Raw genomic sequence first — 21633 nt, forward strand, 5'->3', positions numbered from 1 at the left:
TAATGAATATTGCCATCTCTAACCTGTTACCAATACTGATAGCATTTGTTGTCGGATTCAATTTTAATAAGTTTTTTAAGCATAAAAACATAAGGTTAATTGATCTCGTCTCTAACCTGTGCCTTTACTCACTATTAATCCTAATGGGGATAACGATTGGCGCAATACCTGAAATTATAAGCAAGCTAACTGATGTTGGTATTAATGCTATAAGCATAGCTTTCGCCTCATCCTTATCTATAGTGATTGTTTTAAAGTTTTTTCATATCAAAACAGTCGGTAATAAAAAAAATAAAGTAACAACCAGTAATAATCAAAAAGATGATTTTGATATCATGGGTTATATTAAGGATCCTATCTTACTTGCAAGTCTGGTAATAATAGGTTTCTTTCTTGGTTACTATAAAATAACGCCAGAGATAGATTATGATATAGTCATATCTTTGTTGTTATATCTTCTGATATTTGTTATTGCTATGAAGCTCTCCTTGTCGGGGTTGAGTTTGAAAGAAATATTTTTTAATCGTTACAATATCGTAATGACATTTTTTACTATTGCAGCATCCTATATAGGCGCAGCAATAATTTCTTTTTTTATTCCATTATCTCTTACTCAAAGTTTAGCTGTAAGTTCAGGTTTTGGTTGGTATACCCTGTCTGGTATTCTCTTCACAAAAATGAATGATCCATTGCTAGGCTCTGTTGCTTTCCTGTGTGATTTATTTCGTGAAGTCATTGCATTACTTCTGATACCGACACTTTCACGTATAGGGAATGGTAATATTGCAATTGGTGTCGCCGGGGCAACCGCAATGGATGTTACCCTGCCTATTATAGAAAAACACTGTGGTATTTCTTACGTTCCCGTTGCATTACTTTCTGGTGGCATCATCACTATTCTTGTGCCATTTCTTATTCCTTTTTTCTATTCGCTTTAATAATTGCTTTAATAATCGCTTTAATTTTCGGAGGCTATGATGTTGCAGACAAAAAGACTTTTTGATGATGCTCCTTATGACTGTACGTTTAACGCTAATGTTATCGAGGTTGGTGAAGATTATATTGTTTTAGATAAAACGCTATTTTATCCATTATCAGGAAACCAAAATTACGATACGGGCGAGATCAATGGCGTAATTGTGACTGCTGTTAGTGTTGAAGAGAAACAAAATGAAAGCAACAAACTGTCTTTTACTTCTCCAATAAAGCACTATGTCGATACTTCCGAGTTCGAAGTAGGACAACAGGTTATAGCCTCCATTAATGAAGAAAATAGGCTCAGAACTATGCGCTTGCACTCTGCAAGCCATGTTGTTGAATATTTTATAAGGCACATGAGCAGTTTTTTATCAGTAGAAGGCTCTTTTGTTAATATGGAAAAAGATAGAACTGATTATAAAATGTCAGAAAGTGTTACTGCTGAATTACTCGCTTCCCTTGAAGAGCAAGTTAATAACTTCATTTCCCAAGAAAATGAAATCACCTTCACGGCAGAAGATGGGCTAAGGTATTGGCAATGCCGTAACATAAAAATGTTATGTTGCGGCACTCATGTTTCCAATACTAAAGAAATCGGAAAGGTCAAACTTTCAAGAAAAAACAAAGGAAAAGGGATTAATAGAATAGAAATCACGCTAGTGGATTAAATGTTCTTTCATCTAAAATTGCTAAGGTTAAGTGCTATACCCGATGGGTTTAGCACCCTGCCAACGGCTAAATAGATCTTCTGGTAAGTCAATATCGAACTGATCCAGCACACGATTAACCGTCTGGTCGATGATATCCTGAATATGTTCAGGACGATGATAAAATGCGGGAACAGGCGGCATTATCACCGCCCCAATTTCTGCGGCCTGAGTCATTAATCGCAAGTGCCCCAAGTGCAAGGGAGTTTCTCTCACCCCCAGCACTAACTTGCGATTCTCTTTTAAAACAACATCGGCGGCACGGGTAATTAAGCCATCAGTGTAACTATGCACAATACCTGATAGGGTTTTTATCGAACAAGGCAAAATTACCATGCCCAATGTTTTAAAGGACCCAGAGGAAATGGATGCGGCAATATCACGATTGTCATGCACGACATCAGCCAATATCTGTACATCTCGCAGGGTATAGTCCGTCTCCAATGCCAGAGTCTGCCGAGCTGATTGGCTGATCACCAAATGCGTTTCAATGCCTTCTACTGGCTGCAAAACTTGCAGTAACCTGACACCATAAATCGCACCACTTGCTCCGGTCAGCCCGACAATCAATTTTTTCATGTTTTCCTCTGAGATTCTGGCTATACCCTTCGTATTTCAAGTTGCCTCTTTGTTGGCTGCGACGCATCTTGAAATCCATTGGGTATTTAACTGAATGATAATAACAATATTATCCTTCATTATATATTTCCAGATTCTCTATTTCGCCCTGTCCAAGCACTTTCATGGCATCGTCTTTACGCAAGTTTTCCAGATAATCGAGGTAAATCTGGTCAATGTCTTTCGTGACATAGATACCATCGAATACAGAGCATTCGAATTTTTCAATATCAGGGTTTTCTTCCTGTACTGCCTGAACAAGATCTTGGAGGTCTTGATATATCAAAGCATCAGCACCAATGAGCTGGCGAATTTCATCCACTTCGCGGCCGTGGGCAATCAGCTCATTGGCATTCGGCATATCAATACCATAAACATTCGGGAAGCGAACTTCCGGTGCTGCCGAAGCAAAATAGACTTTCTTGGCTCCCGCTTCACGTGCCAATTCAACAATTTGTTCAGAAGTGGTTCCACGTACAATGGAGTCATCCACCAATAAGACATTTTTACCCCTGAATTCAGCACGATTGGCATTCAGTTTGCGACGAACCGATTTACGTCGTTCCTGCTGACCCGGCATGATAAAAGTACGTCCGACATAACGATTTTTGACAAATCCCTGACGATAGGGTTTATCCAGAATGTGGGCGATTTCCAGTGCGATGTCACAAGATGTTTCCGGCACGGGAATGACGACATCAATATGTAAATCTTCCCATTCACGGGCAATTTTTTCCCCCAATTTCCTCCCCATCCGCAAACGTGCGTTATATACCGAAACCTTGTCAATAAAAGAATCCGGACGAGCAAGATAAACAAATTCGAACAAACAAGGGGTCAATGACGGAGTTTCCGCACACTGGCGAGTAAACAATTGCCCATTTTCAGTGATATAAATCGCCTCACCAGAAGCCACATCACGCAAAAACTCATAACCCAATGTGTCCAACGCCACACTTTCTGATGCCACCATATATTCATGGTGGCCATCTTCCAGTGTTTTCTTGCCCAACACCAGAGGACGAATGCCATGTGGATCACGAAAAGCAACCAATCCATGCCCAATAATCATGGCAACACAAGCATAAGCGCCACGAATTCTTTTGTGCATTTTTGAAACTGCCGAGAAAATATCATCAGGCGCTAATGGAAAATGTGGAAATTGGGTTAATTCATTAGCAAAAATATTCAGTAGGATTTCAGAATCTGAGGTTGTGTTGACATGACGGCGGGCATTTTCAAACAGCATTTTTTTTAATTCATGTGCGTTTGTCAGATTGCCGTTATGTGCCAACGTGATACCAAAAGGAGAATTTACATAAAAGGGTTGCGCTTCGGATGCACTGGAACTGCCTGCTGTAGGATAACGAACATGCCCAATCCCGATGGTTCCCTGTAAACGTAACATGTGTCGTGTTTCAAACACATCTTTGACCAAACCATTAGCCTTACGTAAGCGAAACCCATTGTTACCATCAATAGTTGCAATACCTGCTGCATCTTGTCCACGGTGCTGAAGCACCGTTAATGCATCATAAATCGATTGGTTAACCGGTGTAAAACCGACGATACCGACAATACCGCACATGTAGCCTTTCCTCATCAGCTGAGCGGAGAGCGTTATCTCTCCGGCAGGAAACTCGACGCACTTTGTAGGTAGTCAAAAAACCACCTGATGATTTGACTGAATTGTGGGATCAGTTGTGATTGTTGCCAATCCTGACTTTTGGGAAGTGGCGTGAAAGAGTCCGCAATAAACAGAATAGCAGAGACAATCAAGACACCGCGCAAGGCCCCAAAACAGACCCCCAGAACCCGATCAGTACCTGACAGGCCTGTTCGCTGAACAAGTGAACCAATGACATAGTTTACTATCGCGCCAACAATCAGTGTTGCAATGAATAAGATAGCAATCGCTATTCCATTACGTACCAGTTCATCTTCAAGACGGGTAAAATACGCCGCCAGATAAGTATAGAAACGGCTTGCAACAAAGAAAGCACAACCCCACGTTACCAGAGAGAGCGCTTCGCGAACAAAACCACGAATCAAGCTAACCAGTGCCGAGAAACCAATGATGGCAATAATCGTATAATCAATCCAGACCATATTTTAATCCAAAAACAGGCTCCCAACATTCAGGTCGGGCGCATTCTAACAGAAAACGAAAACGTTTGCGTAGTAGATTTATCACTCTACTGAAAATAATTTTCGGTAAGTAAATAAACTGCATTCGCTGTGATGGGTTAATCTTTAACTGCTGTCTCCACAATGGAAAATCACCTGTCATATTTAACCCTTTTATACCTTTCGTATTTCAAGTTGTCTCTTTGTTGGCTGGATTCACTCACTTGCCGCCGCGACACATCTTGAAATCCATTGGTTATAAGCTCCATGGTAGAGCTTTTGGTATGATCATAGGAAGCTTCCAGCTCCCCATGAAGCGCCAATCCGATTATGGCTTATAGTTTTTAATCTGTCCTTGTAACCCCGTGATTTGCCTTAATTCGGATAAAACGGATTCCAGTTTTTGCCTTGATGCATTCGGCCCGACATAAATCCGTGTTAACTGTCCCTGTACCGGAGAAGAAGGAACTGTATATACCTGATGCCCCAAAAGACGCAGCTTTGCCAATATCTCATCAACTTTACCCGCATTTTTTAATGCGCCAAGTTGAACAACATATGCCGTTGCCTGAGGAGCTTGCTCTACTGACTTCGATTTAGTTTCCACTTTCCGCTGGGGAGGTACTTCGGGTTTCACCGTTGGCTCAGACAACACGTCTGTATCTGCCTTTTGTTCCTGTAATTGCATCGCTTCCACCGCATTTACAGGCGGTACAGGCGGCGCGCTTTGTGTCAATGGTGGGATCGAGCGAATATCCTCACCATTATCAGATTTTGACACCAAAGGAATCGAAGCAAATTTACTTTCGTTATATTTCTTATCGCCATCAAAAATTATAGGCAGAACAACCACACTCAATGCGACAAGAACGAAGGTTCCAACCAAGCGATTTTGAAATTTACTGGCCATCTTCCTTACCCTCCAGTGTCTCCATGACATGCGCGACAGTATGGAAAGAGCCACAAACCACGATGATATCTTGCACTGATGCGTCTTCTATTGCCCGTTGCCACGCTGTTTCCACGTCGGAGAATGTACGGGCGTGCATAAGATGCCCAGACAAGACTTCAGCTTTTTCTCCCCTCGGTTCATGTAATGATGCGCAGTACCATTCATTAATCTGTTGAGAAAGACAAGCAAGCGTACCCGCAATATCTTTGTCTCCCAACATGCCAACCACACCACGAATTTTACTGTCTGATGAACGAGGCTGTTCTGCTAATTTTTGAACCAGATAGCCCGCAGCATGTGGATTATGGGCCACATCCAAAATAATCAGCGGATTTTCCCTGACAATTTGAAAACGTCCCGGTAATTGGGCATTTTTCAGTCCTGCATGGATTGCCTGTTCGTTAATGGCTCGGCTGATTTTGTCATCCTGCTGCAACAAGCAGTGGATCACGCCCATCGCAGTTGCTGCATTCGCCAATGGCAGATTGGGTAAAGGCAATTCATTGAATTGTTGGTTGTCGCTTAACCAATTCCAGCTATTTTCATTCTGTGAAAAGTGCCAATCAACACCTCGACGAAAGAGCTTCGCACCCAGTTCATCCGCAACATCAGCAATTGAGTGGGGCATATCATGCTCCCCCACCACCGCAAAATGCCCACGACGAAAAATGCCAGCTTTTTCACGACCAATATGTTCGCGATCGGCTCCCAGCCAATCAGTATGATCCAGTGCAATGCTGGTGATTGCGGCAATATCAGCATCGACGATATTGGTGGCATCCAAACGACCGCCCAACCCGACTTCCAAAATCACAACATCAAGATCAGCTTCTTTAAAAAGCTGTAATGCTGCCAATGTTCCGTATTCAAAATAGGTTAATGAGATATCGCCACGCTGGGTTTCAATCGCTGCGAATACACGACAGAAATCTTGTTCCGTTGGTTCTTTACCTTGAATACGTACTCTTTCGGTATAGCGAACCAAATGTGGGGAACTGTACACACCGACTTTAAGCCCTGCTGCCAGAAAAACAGACTCAAGGGTATGGCAAGTAGTCCCCTTGCCATTGGTGCCTGACACCGTGATGATTTTGGGTGCAGGGTTCAATAAGCCTAATTGGCGACCAAGTTTACCTACGCGCTCAAGCTCCATATCAATGGCTTTGGTATGCAGGTTTTCTAAGTAGGAAAGCCACGTCATCAGTGGCGACGTGGCTTGAGGAATTTGCAAAATATCAGACATCTTCTTTATTAGGATTGATGTTTATCTCAGCTTCGACATCAGCAGATTCAACAACGATCTCTTCCACTGACTCCGCTTTTGTGCCCAGCTGCGGCTTGTGAGTTAACATTGCAAGCAGACTGGCAACTTTATCACGCATTTCCGTACGAGGTACAATCATGTCAATCGCACCTTTCTGCAATAAGAACTCACTGCGCTGGAAACCTTCCGGCAGTTTTTCACGCACGGTCTGCTCGATTACTCGAGGGCCAGCAAAGCCAATCAATGCCTTAGGCTCAGCGATATTGATATCACCAAGCATTCCCAGACTTGCCGTCACCCCACCCATTGTTGGGTTGGTCAGAACGCAAATATAAGGCAAACCGCGATCTTGCATTTTTGCCAGCGCAGCACTGGTTTTTGCCATTTGCATCAATGACATCAGGGCTTCTTGCATACGTGCCCCACCACTGGAAGTAAAACAGACGAATGGGCAGCTATCTTCCAAAGCTTGCTCAACAGCACGGACAAAACGGGCACCAACAACAGAACCCATGGAGCCGCCCATAAAATTAAATTCAAAGGAACCCGCCACAACTGGCATATCATGCAGCTTACCTTTCATCACGATCAGCGCATCTTTTTCTTGCGTCTGCTTCTGAGCAGCAGCTAAGCGATCTTTGTATTTCTTGGTATCGCGGAATTTCAGGATATCTTTAGGTTCCAGCTCACTGCCTAATTCGGTGCCAGTACCTTCATCCAAGAATGAATTCAATCTATTACGGGCTGAAATGCGCATGTGATGGTCACATTTCGGACACACTTCAAGATTACGCTCTAATTCAGCACGATAAAGTACCTGACCACAACTATCGCATTTTGTCCAAACTCCTTCAGGTATGCTTGCCTTACGAGTTTGCATAATTTTGCTTTTATTTAGAATTTTTTCTATCCAGCTCATTAATGAACCTTTCCGTCTGAACCTGGCTGCTGCCAGCTTTTGTTTTACGTGCCATTAAACCACAATGCTATTGCAGTGTGGATAAAAAACTGCTCAAACCTGTTTACGGTTATCTACTTAGCTATCTACTGTTTATCTACTGCTGTTTATCTATCTACTGCACTACCTGCCGCTTTTTTTGATGCGGCACGGCGATGACGCCAAACTTCTATAACGCCAGGCAGAATAGAAATAAAGATTATCGCAACAATCAATAGTTTCAGATTATCCTGTATAATTGGCATATCACCGAATAAATAACCCGCATAAGTGAATAATAGCACCCAGATAAATGCACCGATTACATTATAAGCAGCAAAGTGGCGGTAAGACATTTTCCCCATCCCTGCAACGAACGGTGCAAACGTTCTAATAATTGGCACAAACCGAGCCAAAATTATTGCTTTCCCGCCATGTTTTTCATAAAACCCATGAGTCTTATCTAAATAACTATGGCGAAAAATTTTTGAATTTGGATTAGTAAACAGTTTTTCACCAAAAATTCTACCGATAGTATAGTTTACAGCATCACCAATAATCGCGGCTGTAATCATCAAGGCTGCCATGATGTGTACATTAAGATCATTGGAATCTAATGCAGATAGTGCGCCAGCCACAAATAGCAAGGAATCTCCCGGTAAAAATGGCGTAACCACTAAGCCCGTCTCGCAAAATACGATCAGGAATAAAATGCCATATACCCAACTACCATAGTCCCTAACCAATTCCTTTAAATGAGCATCAATGTGTAAAATAAAATCAACAATGAATTTCGCAAAGTCAACAAAATGAGTCAAAAACTCCATAATATTCCTCGTTATGACCAAACATCCCTGTCATTATTCGAAAATGTCAGATTAAATCATTTCCCAGAAGCTAAATCATTTCCCAGAAATAGTGGCCCCATGATGGGTTCAGGTAAACCAAAACACGCAGGATAATCCACCGCAACTAAATATAAGCCCTCGGATTTAGCTGTTGCTGCCGCTTTTGTCCTGTCTTTCAGTGCTAATAATTCAGCCATCCAGCCAATGTCTTGATTGCCGCAGCCAATCTCCAGCAAACTGCCAACAATATTACGTACCATGTGATGAACGAAGGCATTCGCCTTAATGTCCACGACAATATAATGCCCGTGCCGACTAACATTAATATGCATCATATTGCGCCATGGTGAATTGGACTGGCACTGCACCGCTCTGAAAGAAGTAAAATCATTTTCTCCCAACAAGCTTTGCGCCGCTTCATGCATTTTTTTCTCATCCAATGGATAATGAAAATGCGTGACACCCTGCGCCAATACCGCTGGACGATAGCGATGATTGAAAATCACATAACGATAACGGCGAGCTGTTGCGCTGAAACGAGCATGAAATTCATCATCCACCGTTTTGACCCAACGTACTGCAATAGCTGGTGGTAAATGCGTATTCACCCCCATTGTCCATGCAGCATCTTTGCGTTGCGCCGAGGTTTCAAAATGGACGACCTGCCCAGTCGCGTGTACCCCTGCATCTGTTCTGCCTGCACAGAAAACTGAAATTGGCTCATTAGCTACTTTCGACAGGGCTTTTTCCAAACATCCCTGTACGCTTTTCACTTCTTGCTGACGCTGCCAACCATAATATCGACTGCCATCATATTCAATCCCCAGTGCAATTTTCACTTTCTTTGCCTCTGGCACAGACTGGCTCAGCTCTGTATCAGACATCAGTAAAATTGCTCCTGCATCAGTTTTTCTGCGATTTCAATCGCCATTAATGCGCCACCAAAACGGATATTGTCGGCAACCGACCAAAATTGCACCATTTCTGGCATACCGTAATCATTGCGCAGACAACCTATGCTTAAAACATCACTGCCTGAAGCATCGGTGACCTGAGTCGGATAATCACCCTCTTCTGAGACCCGAATTTCTTCAATACGTTCAAATTCACTGCGAGCTTCTTCTATGCCAACCGGACGCAATGTTTCTACACTCACCATCTGTCCAATACCATAGAAAACGGAAGACTGGACACAGCTTACGGAAACCGGCAGCCCTTCATCCTGCAATATTCTGCGAACTTGATCGACAATACGACGTTCTTCACGCACCGTACCTTCCGCATCGGGCAATAAAGGCAGTAAGTTGAAAGCCAATTGCTTGTTGAAAAATCCTTCATCCGGTGGAATGCCATTTAATAAACGAGCACTCTGCCCTGCCAGTTCATCAATGGCTGTTTTGCCATGGACGGAAACTGACAATATATTGGTCAAATGTAAACGGGCAATTCCAGCCGCATCGATCAATGGCTTGATGGCGGTCAGAACCTGACTTGTTGAACTATCTGCCACAGCAATGATGTTACGGTTACGATATTCAGCCAATACATATGGGTTAACGCCAGGAACAACCAAAGGCACATCTGGCTCTGCCGCAAACAAGCCACTGCTATCGATCACCAGGCAACCAGATTCTGTTGCTTTTTCAATATGCTGTGCTGTTATTTCCATTGTCGCGGCAAAAAAAGCAAGCTGTACTTGTGACCAGTCAAATTCTGCCACATCACGAACAGTAATGTTTTTTCCATTAAAACGCTGAATCTTTCCAATACTTTGTTCACTGGCAAGAAGATGCAGTTCACCAACCGGAAATTGACGTTCTTGTAATAACGCCAATATCGCTTCACCTACTGCGCCTGTTGCACCCAAAAGCGCAATATTCCAACCTTCTGACATGTTGGTTTTCTCCACATCTCTTATTTTGCTGACAGGCAGAACCGCCTGTATTAAATTACTTTCGCATTAAATCCAATTCTGGACAGTAATTGAGCGCTCTCTTCTGAATCACAATGCACGGTCAGGGAAGACCATTCCCGACGTTCTGGATAGTGCTTGCGTAACTGATCAAACGCGCCCTTCTGATCTGCAACCTGACGTAAGGGTGCATCATCACGGCGCACATCATACACTAAATGCATCAAACGCTTGAGGACGCTTTGTGTCACTTCTCCCTGCACTGTTACCTGACTAAAATCCGGTGTTGGCAACAGATCAGCCAACTCTGTCTTGCGAGGTTGTCCCAAGAACTCACAATAAGCCTCAAAAACCTGAGTTGTACCACGAGCTTTACCTTCCAGGGTATAACCAGCAATATGAGAAGTACCAATATCAACTAAAGCCAACAGGGGTAGAGAAAGGTTAGGCTCTGGTTCCCAAACATCAAGCACTACACGTAATTTTTTCCCATTTTGCAATACGGAAAGTAATGCTTGATTATCAATCACTTCACCGCGGCTGGCATTAATTAAAATTCGGTTGTCCGGTAATGCAGAAAGTAATTCTGCATCGGCCAAATGATAGGTCTGATATAGACCAGATTGATTAAGAGGTGTATGAAAAGTCAGAATATCCGCTTCTTTCACCAATTTTTCCAAAGGCCAGAACTCCCCGTCATCACCACGATCTGCGCGGGGAGGATCGCATAATAAAGTCTTCACGCCCAAAGCTGCCAGTCGGTCAGCCAAGCGCCCGCCGACATTGCCAACACCAACAATCCCGACAATTTTATCTTTGAGTTGAAACTGATCTTGCTCAGCCAATAGCATCAGCGCCGAAAATACATACTCAACCACGGCAATTGCGTTACACCCAGAGGCGGCGGAAAAACCAATCCCTGCCTGAGACAACCACTGCTGATCAACATGATCCATTCCCGCAGTGGCAGTTCCCACAAATTTCACCGAACTGCCTTGCAACAAGGATTCATTGACTTTAGTGACAGATCGAACCATAAAGGCATCGGCATCGTCCAGAACTCCCTCGGGTACAGGACGTCCGGGAATTGCCTGCACTTCGCCCAATTGCTGAAAAAGTTGTTCAGCATAAGGCATATTTTCATCAACCAGAATTTTCACTTTTCTCATCCAACGGCTTAAATGGGCGCAATTCGCTATTCTGCCACTTTATCCGCATAAAACCTATATACCTTCATCTTTCAAGTTGCCTCTTTGTTGGCTAATTATCAATGTATATAATAAATTGGTTACTGCTAAAATAAATGAACGATACACTTACATAAATAACCTAACTCAATGAAGAATTTATTGTTTCCCCTCGTCGCTGTACTGATCTGGTCAATCAATGCCGTTGTCAGTAAAGCGGCAGCCACCCTTATTGAACCCGCTGCAATTGCATTCTATCGATGGTTCATTGCCTTTCTGGTTTTGACGCCTTTTATCTTATTGCCGGTTCTGAAACAGCGGAAAATTGTTGCTCAATATTGGTGGAAATTATTGATTATGGGATCTCTGGGCATGGTGCTTAATCAAAGTCTGGCGTATTACGCAGCCCATACTGTCAGTGCAACAATCATAGGCATTTTCACTTCATTGATACCATTATTAACCGTTATTATCAGCATCTTTGCCTTGCGGGTTGCCCCTACTGTTGGGATCACTCTCGGTACGGCTCTGTCTCTATTCGGCCTTGTGTGGCTGGTCAGCAAAGGCGATCCCTCTTCCCTATTGCAACATGGTATGGGCATCGGAGAAGTGATGATGTTTATCGCAGCAGCTTCTTACGCCTTGTATGGGGTTTTAACAAAACGCTGGGCAATTCCATTACCTAACTGGCAATCACTTTATGTACAAATTGGGTTTGGCGTTTTATTGCTTCTGCCCAATTTCATGATGACCGACAATATTCAGTTAACGACTGATAATATTTCCTTCGTTCTATTTGCCGGCGTTCCCGCTTCAATTATTGCCCCCTACTTATGGATACAGGGCGTCGTTCGCATTGGCGCAAGCATGACTTCTATTTTTATGAATCTAGCTCCCGTATTTACTGCCATCATTGCTATCTTGGTTCTCCATGAAGAAATGCACAGTTATCACTTGATCGGAGGCAGCATTGTTCTGGCGGGTGTGATACTCGCACAACAATTACGTATCCCGCTTACTCGCAGGAAGCCTGAATACAATTCTCACCAGTAACCCACCCAACACTTCACTGGGTAAAAGCTGGAGGGTGGCATCATGATAGAGGCTGATTTCTTTAACAATGGTCAGCCCTAACCCTGCCCCCTCCAGCCCTGCCGCATTATCCAAACGGTTGAACGCCATGAACGATTGATGGATATCTTCTTGAGCGATACCCGGCCCTGAATCATCGACCTCAAGGCAACCGTAATTTTTATCTGACATGATGTTAACCCTTCCCGTCACTATCCCCATTTGAGGGGTATATTTGATGGCATTGTCCAGTAAATTGGCGCACATTTCAGTCAACAACAGAGGATCGCCTTTGATCCACAAGGCATCTTCACCTTCATAGCCTAAATCAATATGTTTACTTTCTGCTTGTTGTAAACGGGAAAAACAGGCTTGTTGCAATAACTCCACGATATTGACTGGCTGATAGTTTTGTATTGCTTCTTTTTCATGCACTTTAAGCTGTGAAAGTTGCAACAAGCGATCAGTCAATAAGATCATATTATCCAAGCTCTTATCAATCGCCATCAGTATGTTATCCCTCTGCTCTCGATTAAAATCACCACGTGCTACAGCAACCTGCGTTTTCAATACAGCTAAAGGTGTTCTCAATTGATGGGAAGCGTCTGCGCTGAACCGCTCTTGGCGCCCAACCATTAATTTCAACCTTTCGATATATCGGTTAATTGATTGAAGTAATGGGAAAAGTTCAGACCACGGTAAAATATTTGGCAATGGTGTTAAATCATTAGCAGAACGGCAGGCCATAATGCCTGAAAGTTTTCGCAGCGGTTTAAGCAACAGATTGAGCAAAATATAAGCAAGGAGCAATGTCAGTAATACGACAGCCCCCTGATTAACCAACGAAGAGAGCAGTAATTGACGAGCCATATATTGGCGGGAAATTACCGTTTCAGCCACCAATATCAATGCCATCCCCATAATGCCATCCTCATTGACAGGCTGATACAGCCCAACTACACGTATCGGCTGTCCCTGATACTCTGCATCATAAAAATAAGCCAATGCCGTATACAAAGGTGAGCGCTGGATATTCTGCGGTATTCGGGGAAGGTCATCATAACCAGAAATCGTCTCTCCTTCCGGTGAGATAACTTGGTAGTACAAACGCTCATTCGTATTTCGCTCGAAATTATCCAAAACAACATAAGGTACATCAACGATCAAGTTCTGATTCCGGACAGCCAGACGTTCAGCGACTGTTCTTGCTGATGCAAGCAGCGTTCTATCATAAGCCAACATTGCGGCATTGCTCACACTGATATACTGGCTATAAACAGAAGCACAGCCCAATAACAGTAGTGGTACACCAAAAAACAGCAACAATTGGTGGAATAATGATCTCGGTATTTTCAGGTATTTCGTATTTTCAAACATTTCGTATTTTCAAATAGTTCGTTTTTTCAAATAGTTTTTACTTTCAAATAGTTTTTACTTTCAAATAGTTAATTGCGTCAACCGCTCCAGTCGATACCCCAACCCACGCAATGTTTTGATCCCGATATCACTATTAAGTAATTTTTTCCGCAATCGATGAACATACAGTTCTATGCTTTGTGGATTCGCTTCATCCGATAGAGAAAATACCTGCTCAAACAGTTGTTGCTTAGAGACCTGACGCCCTCGACGATGAAATAATGCTGTTAAAACAGATAATTCTCTGGGTGTCAGAACCAACGGTACATTATTCAATACGAAATACCCTTCACCTTCATAAGTCAATGATCCGAATGTCTGTGTTTCCTGCGGCATAGCTGTACCGCGACGCAATAATGCGCGAATACGAGCTTCCAACTCCTGAAAATCAAAAGGCTTGGTCAGGTAATCATCAGCACCAGAATTCAGCCCCTTCACACGATCCGCAACGTCTGTTTTGGCGGTCAATAATAATACAGGTAAATTTTGATCACGTTTACGCAAGCGGGATAACAGAGACAACCCATCCAATCTGGGTAAAGCAACGTCCAGAATCAATAAAGTATAATTTTCAGTCTGCAAAAGCTGATCTGCCACAATACCATCTTCAGCCAGATCAACCACAAACCCAGAATTATTCAATGCCTTCTGTAACCAATGTGATAACTCTGGATGATCTTCAACCAATAAGAGACGCATGAATAATACCTATTGTTGAATTAATGTTGTTGAAATAAACCAAAGGAATAAAGCGGAGATATTGCACAATTGCAATGTTAAGATTCAGCAATTGTTTACGGGTTAACAAAAAACACATTTGCAAACAATTTATTAACACAATCATGTGAAGCTCTGCGCAAATTAAGCGATTAAAGTCACATCCAGATAATTTTTATTGTTAATGAAAGGTAATTGAAAGGTTTCGCTTCTATAAAGGTTTCACTTCTATAAATAGACATGCGCCGGAAATTTGTCATTCATATCCTTTACTGGCGCTATGTGAGGAATCAACTTGAAAACTTTCAAAACATTATTAACTGCTGCAAGCTTGCTTATTTGTACCTGCGCTTTTGCAACTTCTGCCCCTAATAGAACTGAATGTATTGCTCCTGCCAAACCTGGTGGTGGTTTCGATTTAACCTGTAAACTCGTCCAGATTTCACTATTGGAAACCAAAACCATAGATTCTCCCATGCGGGTGACATTTATGCCCGGAGGTGTCGGTGCAGTTGCTTACAATGCCATCATTGCCCAACGACCTGCTGACCGCGGTACTATCGTCGCCTTTTCCGGAGGTTCTTTATTGAATCTTGCACAAGGAAAATTTGGTCGCTACAACGTAAATGATGTGCGCTGGCTGGCTAGTGCCGGTACGGACTACGGCATGATTGCTGTGCGCCATGATTCTCCTTACAAAACCCTGACAGATTTGATGGATGCTTTTAAAAAAGCTCCCGATAGCATTGTGTTTGGTGCAGGTGCTTCCATCGGCAGTCAAGACTGGATGAAAACAGCATTACTGGCAAAAGAGGTTGGTATTGATCCCCGCAAAATGCGCTATGTCGCGTTCGAAGGTGGTGGAGAACCTATCACTGCTCTATTGGGTAATCATATTCAAGTCGTATCCGGTGATCTGAGTGAAACGTTGCCTTATATCAATGGCGATAAAATCCGCATACTCGCGGTTTATGCAGATAAACGCCTAGACGGTGATCTGGCGAATATTCCAACAGCAAAAGAACAGGGCTATAACCTCGTCTGGCCAGTCATTCGTGGTTTTTATATGGGGCCAAAAGTTTCTGATGAACAATATCAATGGTGGGTGGATACCTTTAAAAAACTCCAACAATCTGATGAATTCAAAAAACAACGTGAACTACGCGGATTATTTGAATTCAACATGACTGGCAAAGAGTTGGATGACTATGTGAAAAAACAAGTTATTCAATACCATGAGATAGCCAAATCCTTTGGTTTAGCAAAATAACAGGGGTGGCGTCATGAGCGATCGTATCTTTGCTACTGTATGGCTAGTGCTATGTGGGATAGGGCTGGTCATTGGATGGGGAATCCATAGCGAATATAGCTATGAACCTCTGGGCCCCCGCCCATTTCCAATCGCTATTATTTCATTAATGGTACTCTGTGCTTCACTGTTGCTATTGAAAAAACCTGATACCGTCCATTGGCCGACACCACAAGTATTACGTCGCTTAGTTTTGTTGATTGCTTCGCTAGCCATTTATGCATGGTCATTTGAGTGGCTGGGGTTCCCATTAGCAACCACATTATTGACTACCTGTGTAGCATTACTTTTTAACGCCACACTCCTTGCAGCGATTATTTCTGGTGTATTTCTCAGCAGTTCACTCTTTTTTGCTTTTGATCGTCTGTTAGATGTCACCCTGCCAATTGGCAGTTGGCTCAGTTAAGGAGATAACGATGGATACTTGGGTATATCTGAGCCAAGGTTTTGAAGTCGCATTAGTGCCCAAAAACTTGCTCATTGCACTGATTGGTTGTTTTATTGGTACTGTTGTTGGACTATTGCCCGGACTTGGCCCCATAAATGGGGTAGCGATCTTACTACCACTGGCTTTTGCATTAAAATTGCCTGCCGAATCTGCCTTAATTCTACTGGCAACCGTTTACATTGGTTGCGAATATGGCGGCCGTATATCTTCGATCTTACTGAATGTACCGGGAGATGCGGCAGCGATCATGACAACCCTGGATGGTTATCCAATGGCAAAACAGGGGCGGGCAGGTGTAGCTCTCTCTATTTCAGCCGTTAGTTCATTTTGTGGTTCACTTTTGGCCATCACCGGAATTATTTTGTTTGCTCCCCTTCTTGCAGAATGGTCTTTGGCATTTGGACCCGCTGAGTATTTTGCATTGATGGTTTTTGCTATTGCTTGCCTCGGCAGCATGATGAGCCAAAATCCCATAAAATCACTGTTCGCAGCCTTAATTGGTCTGGGCTTGGCTACTGTCGGTGTAGACTCCAATACCGGTGTTTATCGTTTCACCTTCAATAACGTGCACCTCTCCGATGGTATTCAATTTATCGTTGTCGTTATCGGGCTGTTTTCAGTCAGTGAAATATTGTTGATGCTGGAAAGTACTTCGGCAGGTCAAAAAGTAATTAAAAAAACAGGGCGCTTACTATTCAATAGAAAAGAAGCAGCAACTTGCGTGGGGCCAACCTTACGTTCTTCAGTCATTGGGTTTTTCGTGGGGATATTACCCGGTGCAGGAGCTACAATCGCCAGTGCAATCACATACATGACAGAAAAACGACTCAGTGGTAACAGTGATTCATTTGGCAAAGGTGATATCCGTGGTGTAGCTGCACCAGAAGCCGCTAATAACGCGTCAGCTTGTGGTTCATTCATTCCTATGCTGACTCTCGGTGTACCCGGCTCAGGTACAACAGCTGTGATGATAGGGGCTTTGACGCTTTATAATATTACTCCCGGCCCTACTATGTTCACAGAACAACCTGATATCGTTTGGGGACTCGTTGCAGCTTTATTGATTGCCAATGTGTTATTGTTAATCATGAATATCCCGATGATTGGGCTATTTACCCGTATGTTGAGTATTCCAACGTGGTTTCTGGTTCCTTCAATAGCCATCATTTCCGCAGTCGGAGTATATGCCGTCCACAGTACCACGTTTGATCTTATGTTAATGGTCGGGTTAGGTGTTTTCGGCTACATACTCCGAAAAATGAATTTCCCGATGTCGCCATTAATTTTAGGCTTCGTCTTAGGAGAAATGCTGGAACAAAACTTACGACGGGCATTATCAATCAGCAATGGAAATTTTGAGATCTTGTGGAGTAGTACGATTGCTCAAGTTTTGCTGGTTCTGGCGATAATGGTGATTGTTGTCCCGCCCGTTTTACGCATCATTAATAAACGCCGCAACCAACAACGCAGTAAAGTCATAGCACCCTAATTAAATAAAGTAACCAATCCACCTAATCAATGGATTGGCTATCTATCATTCATTGCAGTTAATGAATTTTTCAGTTTTTTTTCAGTACGTAAAAATTAGTTTGAATACTTGCGCATCACCAGGGATGCATTTGTACCGCCGAACCCGAAGCTATTGGACATTACTGTTTTTAGCTCGCGTTCGGTTGGTTCAGTAATAATATTCATGCCCTGTGCTTTTTCATCCAGGTTTTCAATATTGATGCTTGGTGCAATAATTCCATGCTCCAACATCAATAAGCTGTAAATCGTTTCATGAGCACCAGCTGCACCCAATGAGTGCCCTGTCATCGCTTTAGTAGCGGAAATAGCAGGTGTATTGTCGCCAAAAACCTCTCTGATGGCTTCCAGCTCTTTCAAATCACCAATTGGCGTTGAAGTTCCGTGGGTATTAATGTAATCGACTCCACCTTCAACACCGTCTAATGCCATCTTCATACAACGCACAGCGCCTTCTCCAGAAGGAGCGACCATATCCGCGCCATCTGAATTTGCTCCATAACCGATAATCTCAGCGTAAATATGTGCACCACGGGCCAATGCGTGCTCTAATTCTTCAACAACAACAATACCGCCACCGCCAGCAATCACGAAACCGTCGCGGCTCTGATCATAAGTGCGGGAAGCTTGTTCTGGTGTTTCATTATATTTAGTAGAAAGTGCTCCCATTGCATCAAATTCACAAGCCATTTCCCAGCTTAATTCTTCACCGCCTCCAGCAAAAATAACATCTTGCTTACCGAGTTGAATTAATTCAACGGCATGACCGATACAGTGTGCAGAAGTTGAGCAGGCAGAACTGATGGAGTAGTTGACTCCCTTGATTTTAAATGGTGTAGCTAAACAAGCTGATACGCCAGAAGCCATTGCACGTGTGACCATATAAGGCCCAACCCCACGCAAACCACGGGCACGCATACCATCTGAACCAGCAACTTGGTTATAGGGAGAGCCGCCTCCTGAACCAACGACTAAGCCAGTACGAAAGTCAGAAACTTGTTCATCGGATAGGCCTGAATCTTTAATGGCCTCATCCATTGCCAGATAAGCATAAACAGATGCATCACTCATAAAACGTAGGGTTTTGCGGTCAATCAAACCAGAAGTATCCAGCTTTACATTGCCCCAAACATGGCTGCGCATTCCTATTTCTTTAAATTCTTCTGAGAAAGTTATTCCGGAACGGCCCTCTTTTAGAGATTCCAGCACCTCTTTCTGGTTATTACCAATACTGGAGACAATACCCAGACCAGTGATTACTGCACGTTTCATTACTTACCTCATCAATATGTTTACCTGCGGGATTTCTTCACTCGCACTTTAGCGTACACTTGTACGCCGAACAAGTCCGATCAGGTTAAAAACTCATGGAAAAATTGATCCAGATTCAACTCTGAAGCTTTACCATGGGTGGTGCAAACAAATGAAGACCATTAAAATCCCCATATTATTGTTATCAACAGTACAGGCATTATTGTGAAAAACCGTACTATCAACAGCGCAACCCTAAGCTGGAATGAGCAGGGCACCCCCATTTCAGAGCAGTTTGATGATGTTTATTTTTCAAATCAAGATGGCTTAGAAGAAACTTTATATGTATTTTTGAAAGGTAACCATTTTCCTCAACGCTTTAATACACACTCCCGTCCAGAGTGTGTTATTGCAGAAACAGGGTTCGGTACTGGATTGAATTTTCTGACACTTTGGCGAACTTTCTCTCATTTTAGACAACAACATCCTGAAGCTGTATTAAAACGACTTCATTATGTCAGTTTTGAAAAATATCCATTAAAACCAGATGACCTGAAAACAGCACATCAACGCTGGCCTGAACTTAATGAGTTTTCTGTACAATTATGTCAACAATGGCCCTTACCATTAGCAGGTTGTCATAGATTGATTCTGGATAATAGTGCGGTCACTCTGGATCTTTGGTTTGGGGATGTAAATGATCTATTACCAAAGGTAAATTCAAACCTGATAGGGAAAATTGATGCTTGGTTTTTAGATGGTTTTGCACCCTCCAAAAATCCACAAATGTGGAGTGAACAGTTGTTCGCTGCAATGGCAAAATTTTGCCGCCCTGAAGGTACATTTGCAACATTCACATCTGCTGGTATCGTCCGTCGAGGATTACAAGAAGCAGGCTTTAATGTCACTAAACTTAAAGGATTTGGGCGTAAAAGGGAGATGTTGACCGGTACCTTATCTCCATTAAATGGCCCAACTCCCTTATCCAACGCACCATGGTTTTCTCGCAAAGCTGCCCTCCATGTCGATGATATTGCAATCATCGGTGGCGGCATTGCCAGCGCACTGACCGCACTTGCTCTATTACGCCGTGGCGCCAAAGTCACGCTATATTGTCAGGATGATCAGCCTGCTCAGAATGCATCAGGTAATCAACAAGGTGCTATTTATCCCTTATTGAATGGTAATGACGATCCATTAGAACGCTTCTTTACATCAGCATTTACTTTTGCCCGTCGTCAATATGATCAATTAATTGACGAAAATGTATTGTTTGATCATCAATGGTGTGGCGTCAGTCAATTAGCTTATGATGAAAAAAGTGCGAACAAAATTAGCAAAATGCTACGAACAGCATGGCCAAAAGAAATCGCGCTTGGTATGAACCGCAACCAATTAAGCCACATAAGTGGATTAGATGTGAATTATGAAGGTATTTACTACCCACAAGGAGGATGGTTATACCCGGCACAACTCACCCAAGCGATAATTAAACTTGCTGAACAGCGTGGAATGCAGATTTATTTTAATCATAAAGTAACACAGCTCATTCAAAGTGAAAGCGGCTGGCAGTTACAAATTGAACATAAAGAAAGCCTGCAATGCAAAAATCACAATGTTGCCATTATTGCTAATGGTCACTGTCTGCCACAATTTGAACAGACTAAAAAACTTCCTGTAACTGCTGTTCGTGGGCAAGTTAGCCATATCCCAACTACAGGTAGCCTACGCCAATTAAAAAGTGTGCTGTGTTACGATGGTTATATGACACCCGTTAATCCTAATAATCAATATCACTGTATTGGTGCCAGTTATCAGCGCAAGCTATTGGATACACAATACTCCTCTGTCGAACAACAAGAAAACCGTGAACGCTTATTAAAATGTTTTCCTGATGTTGACTGGCCCCAGCAAGTTGATATTTCAGAAGAAAAATCCCGCCAGGGTATACGGTGTGTCATTCGGGATCATATGCCGATGGTTGGGAACGTTCCTGTTTTAAGTGAACTTATGGATAAATATGCAAATTTATCTCGGCAAGTCAATGCTAATAAGGCCATCGAAGAGTCTCCTTGTTACCCAAACTTATTTGTTCTTGGTGCGTTAGGTTCGCGTGGATTATGTTCTGCTCCTTTAAGTGCAGAATTATTGGCTAGCCAGATTTTTGGAGAAGCCCTGCCACTTGATGATGAGACATTAGCAGCATTACACCCAAACCGCTTTTGGGTTAGAAAACTATTACGCGGCAAAGCCGTTAAAACAGAAAAACCTTAAAGAAGTTGATCTTTTTACACCAGGTATGCAGGTATAGAAAAAGTCATATCTGGTGTAAATTCCAAACTCTTCATTCTCAAAAACTGGAAC

At 42.9% G+C, this 21633-nt stretch carries 20 protein-coding genes; 7 read left to right on the forward strand and 13 right to left on the reverse strand.

From position 1 onward, the window contains the following. Positions 1–2: 2 nt before the first annotated feature. On the forward strand, positions 3–938 hold the full coding sequence (locus PSI14_RS06800; RefSeq protein ID WP_273575165.1) for a LysO family transporter: 936 nt from the start codon (positions 3–5) through the stop codon (positions 936–938). Between the two features lie 39 nt (positions 939–977). Then, positions 978–1646, forward strand: coding sequence for an alanine--tRNA ligase-related protein (locus tag PSI14_RS06805; RefSeq protein ID WP_273575167.1), 669 nt, complete (start codon positions 978–980; stop codon positions 1644–1646). A 27-nt stretch (positions 1647–1673) separates the two neighbouring features. Here the strand turns inward: PSI14_RS06805 and PSI14_RS06810 are convergent, their stop codons facing one another. From PSI14_RS06810 to pdxB, 10 genes are all read right to left on the reverse strand, one after another. After that, positions 1674–2264: a UbiX family flavin prenyltransferase gene (locus tag PSI14_RS06810; protein WP_273575168.1), complete on the reverse strand. Its 591-nt coding sequence runs from the start codon at positions 2262–2264 to the stop codon at positions 1674–1676. A gap of 109 nt (positions 2265–2373) precedes the next feature. Continuing rightward, entirely contained in the window at positions 2374–3891 is a 1518-nt protein-coding gene (gene purF / locus PSI14_RS06815) for an amidophosphoribosyltransferase (RefSeq protein ID WP_273575169.1), read from the reverse strand. A 32-nt stretch (positions 3892–3923) separates the two neighbouring features. Continuing rightward, positions 3924–4412, reverse strand: a complete 489-nt coding sequence (gene cvpA, locus PSI14_RS06820; RefSeq protein ID WP_273575170.1) for a colicin V production protein — start codon at positions 4410–4412, stop codon at positions 3924–3926. Positions 4413–4758: 346 nt separating this feature from the next. Continuing rightward, the gene (gene dedD, locus PSI14_RS06825; RefSeq protein WP_273575171.1) at positions 4759–5340 is read right to left on the reverse strand and encodes a cell division protein DedD; all 582 of its coding nucleotides are present in this window, start codon (positions 5338–5340) and stop codon (positions 4759–4761) included. Continuing rightward, positions 5330–6625: a bifunctional tetrahydrofolate synthase/dihydrofolate synthase gene (gene folC / locus PSI14_RS06830; protein WP_273575172.1), complete on the reverse strand. Its 1296-nt coding sequence runs from the start codon at positions 6623–6625 to the stop codon at positions 5330–5332. Before folC ends, dedD begins: the two co-directional genes overlap by 11 nt. Further along, on the reverse strand, positions 6618–7565 hold the full coding sequence (gene accD, locus PSI14_RS06835) for an acetyl-CoA carboxylase, carboxyltransferase subunit beta (protein ID WP_273575173.1): 948 nt from the start codon (positions 7563–7565) through the stop codon (positions 6618–6620). The genes folC and accD overlap by 8 nt, the downstream gene beginning before the upstream one ends. A gap of 146 nt (positions 7566–7711) precedes the next feature. Next, positions 7712–8410, reverse strand: coding sequence for a DedA family protein (locus PSI14_RS06840; RefSeq protein WP_273575174.1), 699 nt, complete (start codon positions 8408–8410; stop codon positions 7712–7714). A gap of 56 nt (positions 8411–8466) precedes the next feature. After that, entirely contained in the window at positions 8467–9315 is an 849-nt protein-coding gene (gene truA, locus PSI14_RS06845; RefSeq protein WP_273575175.1) for a tRNA pseudouridine(38-40) synthase TruA, read from the reverse strand. Continuing rightward, positions 9315–10325, reverse strand: a complete 1011-nt coding sequence (locus PSI14_RS06850; RefSeq protein WP_273575176.1) for an aspartate-semialdehyde dehydrogenase — start codon at positions 10323–10325, stop codon at positions 9315–9317. Before PSI14_RS06850 ends, truA begins: the two co-directional genes overlap by 1 nt. Before the next feature lie 50 nt (positions 10326–10375). After that, the gene (gene pdxB / locus PSI14_RS06855) at positions 10376–11503 is read right to left on the reverse strand and encodes a 4-phosphoerythronate dehydrogenase PdxB (protein WP_273575177.1); all 1128 of its coding nucleotides are present in this window, start codon (positions 11501–11503) and stop codon (positions 10376–10378) included. 177 nt (positions 11504–11680) lie between these two features. On the opposite strand from pdxB, the gene PSI14_RS06860 reads away from it, so the two are divergent. Then, positions 11681–12583, forward strand: a complete 903-nt coding sequence (locus PSI14_RS06860; protein WP_273575178.1) for a DMT family transporter — start codon at positions 11681–11683, stop codon at positions 12581–12583. Here PSI14_RS06860 and PSI14_RS06865 read toward each other — a convergent pair. Both PSI14_RS06865 and tctD read right to left on the reverse strand, forming a co-directional pair. Beyond that, on the reverse strand, positions 12533–13978 hold the full coding sequence (locus tag PSI14_RS06865; RefSeq protein ID WP_273575179.1) for a sensor histidine kinase: 1446 nt from the start codon (positions 13976–13978) through the stop codon (positions 12533–12535). The genes PSI14_RS06860 and PSI14_RS06865 overlap by 51 nt on opposite strands. Before the next feature lie 60 nt (positions 13979–14038). Further along, positions 14039–14716: a transcriptional regulator TctD gene (gene tctD / locus PSI14_RS06870; protein ID WP_273575180.1), complete on the reverse strand. Its 678-nt coding sequence runs from the start codon at positions 14714–14716 to the stop codon at positions 14039–14041. Between the two features lie 313 nt (positions 14717–15029). Between tctD and PSI14_RS06875 the strand changes: the two genes are divergently transcribed. From PSI14_RS06875 to PSI14_RS06885, 3 genes are read left to right on the forward strand one after another with little or no spacing between them, the layout of a single operon-like run. Then, positions 15030–16004 carry a Bug family tripartite tricarboxylate transporter substrate binding protein gene (locus PSI14_RS06875; protein WP_273575181.1) on the forward strand — a complete coding sequence of 325 codons (975 nt, stop codon included), beginning with the start codon at positions 15030–15032 and terminating at the stop codon, positions 16002–16004. 13 nt (positions 16005–16017) lie between these two features. After that, on the forward strand, positions 16018–16449 hold the full coding sequence (locus PSI14_RS06880) for a tripartite tricarboxylate transporter TctB family protein (protein WP_273575182.1): 432 nt from the start codon (positions 16018–16020) through the stop codon (positions 16447–16449). Positions 16450–16459: 10 nt separating this feature from the next. After that, positions 16460–17980 (forward strand): tripartite tricarboxylate transporter permease, encoded by a 1521-nt coding sequence (locus PSI14_RS06885; RefSeq protein ID WP_273575183.1) that lies wholly within the window; start codon positions 16460–16462, stop codon positions 17978–17980. A 95-nt stretch (positions 17981–18075) separates the two neighbouring features. Here the strand turns inward: PSI14_RS06885 and fabB are convergent, their stop codons facing one another. Then, positions 18076–19290, reverse strand: coding sequence for a beta-ketoacyl-ACP synthase I (fabB, locus tag PSI14_RS06890; RefSeq protein ID WP_273553691.1), 1215 nt, complete (start codon positions 19288–19290; stop codon positions 18076–18078). A 204-nt stretch (positions 19291–19494) separates the two neighbouring features. Between fabB and mnmC the strand changes: the two genes are divergently transcribed. Beyond that, the gene (gene mnmC, locus PSI14_RS06895) at positions 19495–21543 is read left to right on the forward strand and encodes a bifunctional tRNA (5-methylaminomethyl-2-thiouridine)(34)-methyltransferase MnmC2/FAD-dependent 5-carboxymethylaminomethyl-2-thiouridine(34) oxidoreductase MnmC1 (protein ID WP_273575185.1); all 2049 of its coding nucleotides are present in this window, start codon (positions 19495–19497) and stop codon (positions 21541–21543) included. Positions 21544–21633: the final 90 nt, after the last annotated feature.

This window comes from Xenorhabdus anantnagensis (assembly GCF_028598555.1).
GTDB lineage: Bacteria > Pseudomonadota > Gammaproteobacteria > Enterobacterales > Enterobacteriaceae > Xenorhabdus > Xenorhabdus anantnagensis.

Bases quoted from the DNA above. Each gene is read 5' to 3' on its own strand.
- PSI14_RS06880 (WP_273575182.1), top strand. From the start codon at position 16,018: ATGAGCGATCGTATCTTTGCTACTGTATGGCTAGTGCTATGTGGGATA.
- PSI14_RS06800 (WP_273575165.1), top strand. From the start codon at position 3: ATGAATATTGCCATCTCTAACCTGTTACCAATACTGATAGCATTTGTT.
- tctD (WP_273575180.1), bottom strand. From the start codon at position 14,716: ATGCGTCTCTTATTGGTTGAAGATCATCCAGAGTTATCACATTGGTTA.
- dedD (WP_273575171.1), bottom strand. From the start codon at position 5,340: ATGGCCAGTAAATTTCAAAATCGCTTGGTTGGAACCTTCGTTCTTGTC.
- folC (WP_273575172.1), bottom strand. From the start codon at position 6,625: ATGTCTGATATTTTGCAAATTCCTCAAGCCACGTCGCCACTGATGACG.
- PSI14_RS06885 (WP_273575183.1), top strand. From the start codon at position 16,460: ATGGATACTTGGGTATATCTGAGCCAAGGTTTTGAAGTCGCATTAGTG.
- PSI14_RS06865 (WP_273575179.1), bottom strand. From the start codon at position 13,978: ATGTTTGAAAATACGAAATACCTGAAAATACCGAGATCATTATTCCAC.
- PSI14_RS06840 (WP_273575174.1), bottom strand. From the start codon at position 8,410: ATGGAGTTTTTGACTCATTTTGTTGACTTTGCGAAATTCATTGTTGAT.
- cvpA (WP_273575170.1), bottom strand. From the start codon at position 4,412: ATGGTCTGGATTGATTATACGATTATTGCCATCATTGGTTTCTCGGCA.
- fabB (WP_273553691.1), bottom strand. From the start codon at position 19,290: ATGAAACGTGCAGTAATCACTGGTCTGGGTATTGTCTCCAGTATTGGT.
- accD (WP_273575173.1), bottom strand. From the start codon at position 7,565: ATGAGCTGGATAGAAAAAATTCTAAATAAAAGCAAAATTATGCAAACT.
- PSI14_RS06805 (WP_273575167.1), top strand. From the start codon at position 978: ATGTTGCAGACAAAAAGACTTTTTGATGATGCTCCTTATGACTGTACG.
- PSI14_RS06850 (WP_273575176.1), bottom strand. From the start codon at position 10,325: ATGTCAGAAGGTTGGAATATTGCGCTTTTGGGTGCAACAGGCGCAGTA.
- PSI14_RS06810 (WP_273575168.1), bottom strand. From the start codon at position 2,264: ATGAAAAAATTGATTGTCGGGCTGACCGGAGCAAGTGGTGCGATTTAT.
- PSI14_RS06860 (WP_273575178.1), top strand. From the start codon at position 11,681: ATGAAGAATTTATTGTTTCCCCTCGTCGCTGTACTGATCTGGTCAATC.
- purF (WP_273575169.1), bottom strand. From the start codon at position 3,891: ATGTGCGGTATTGTCGGTATCGTCGGTTTTACACCGGTTAACCAATCG.
- truA (WP_273575175.1), bottom strand. From the start codon at position 9,315: ATGTCTGATACAGAGCTGAGCCAGTCTGTGCCAGAGGCAAAGAAAGTG.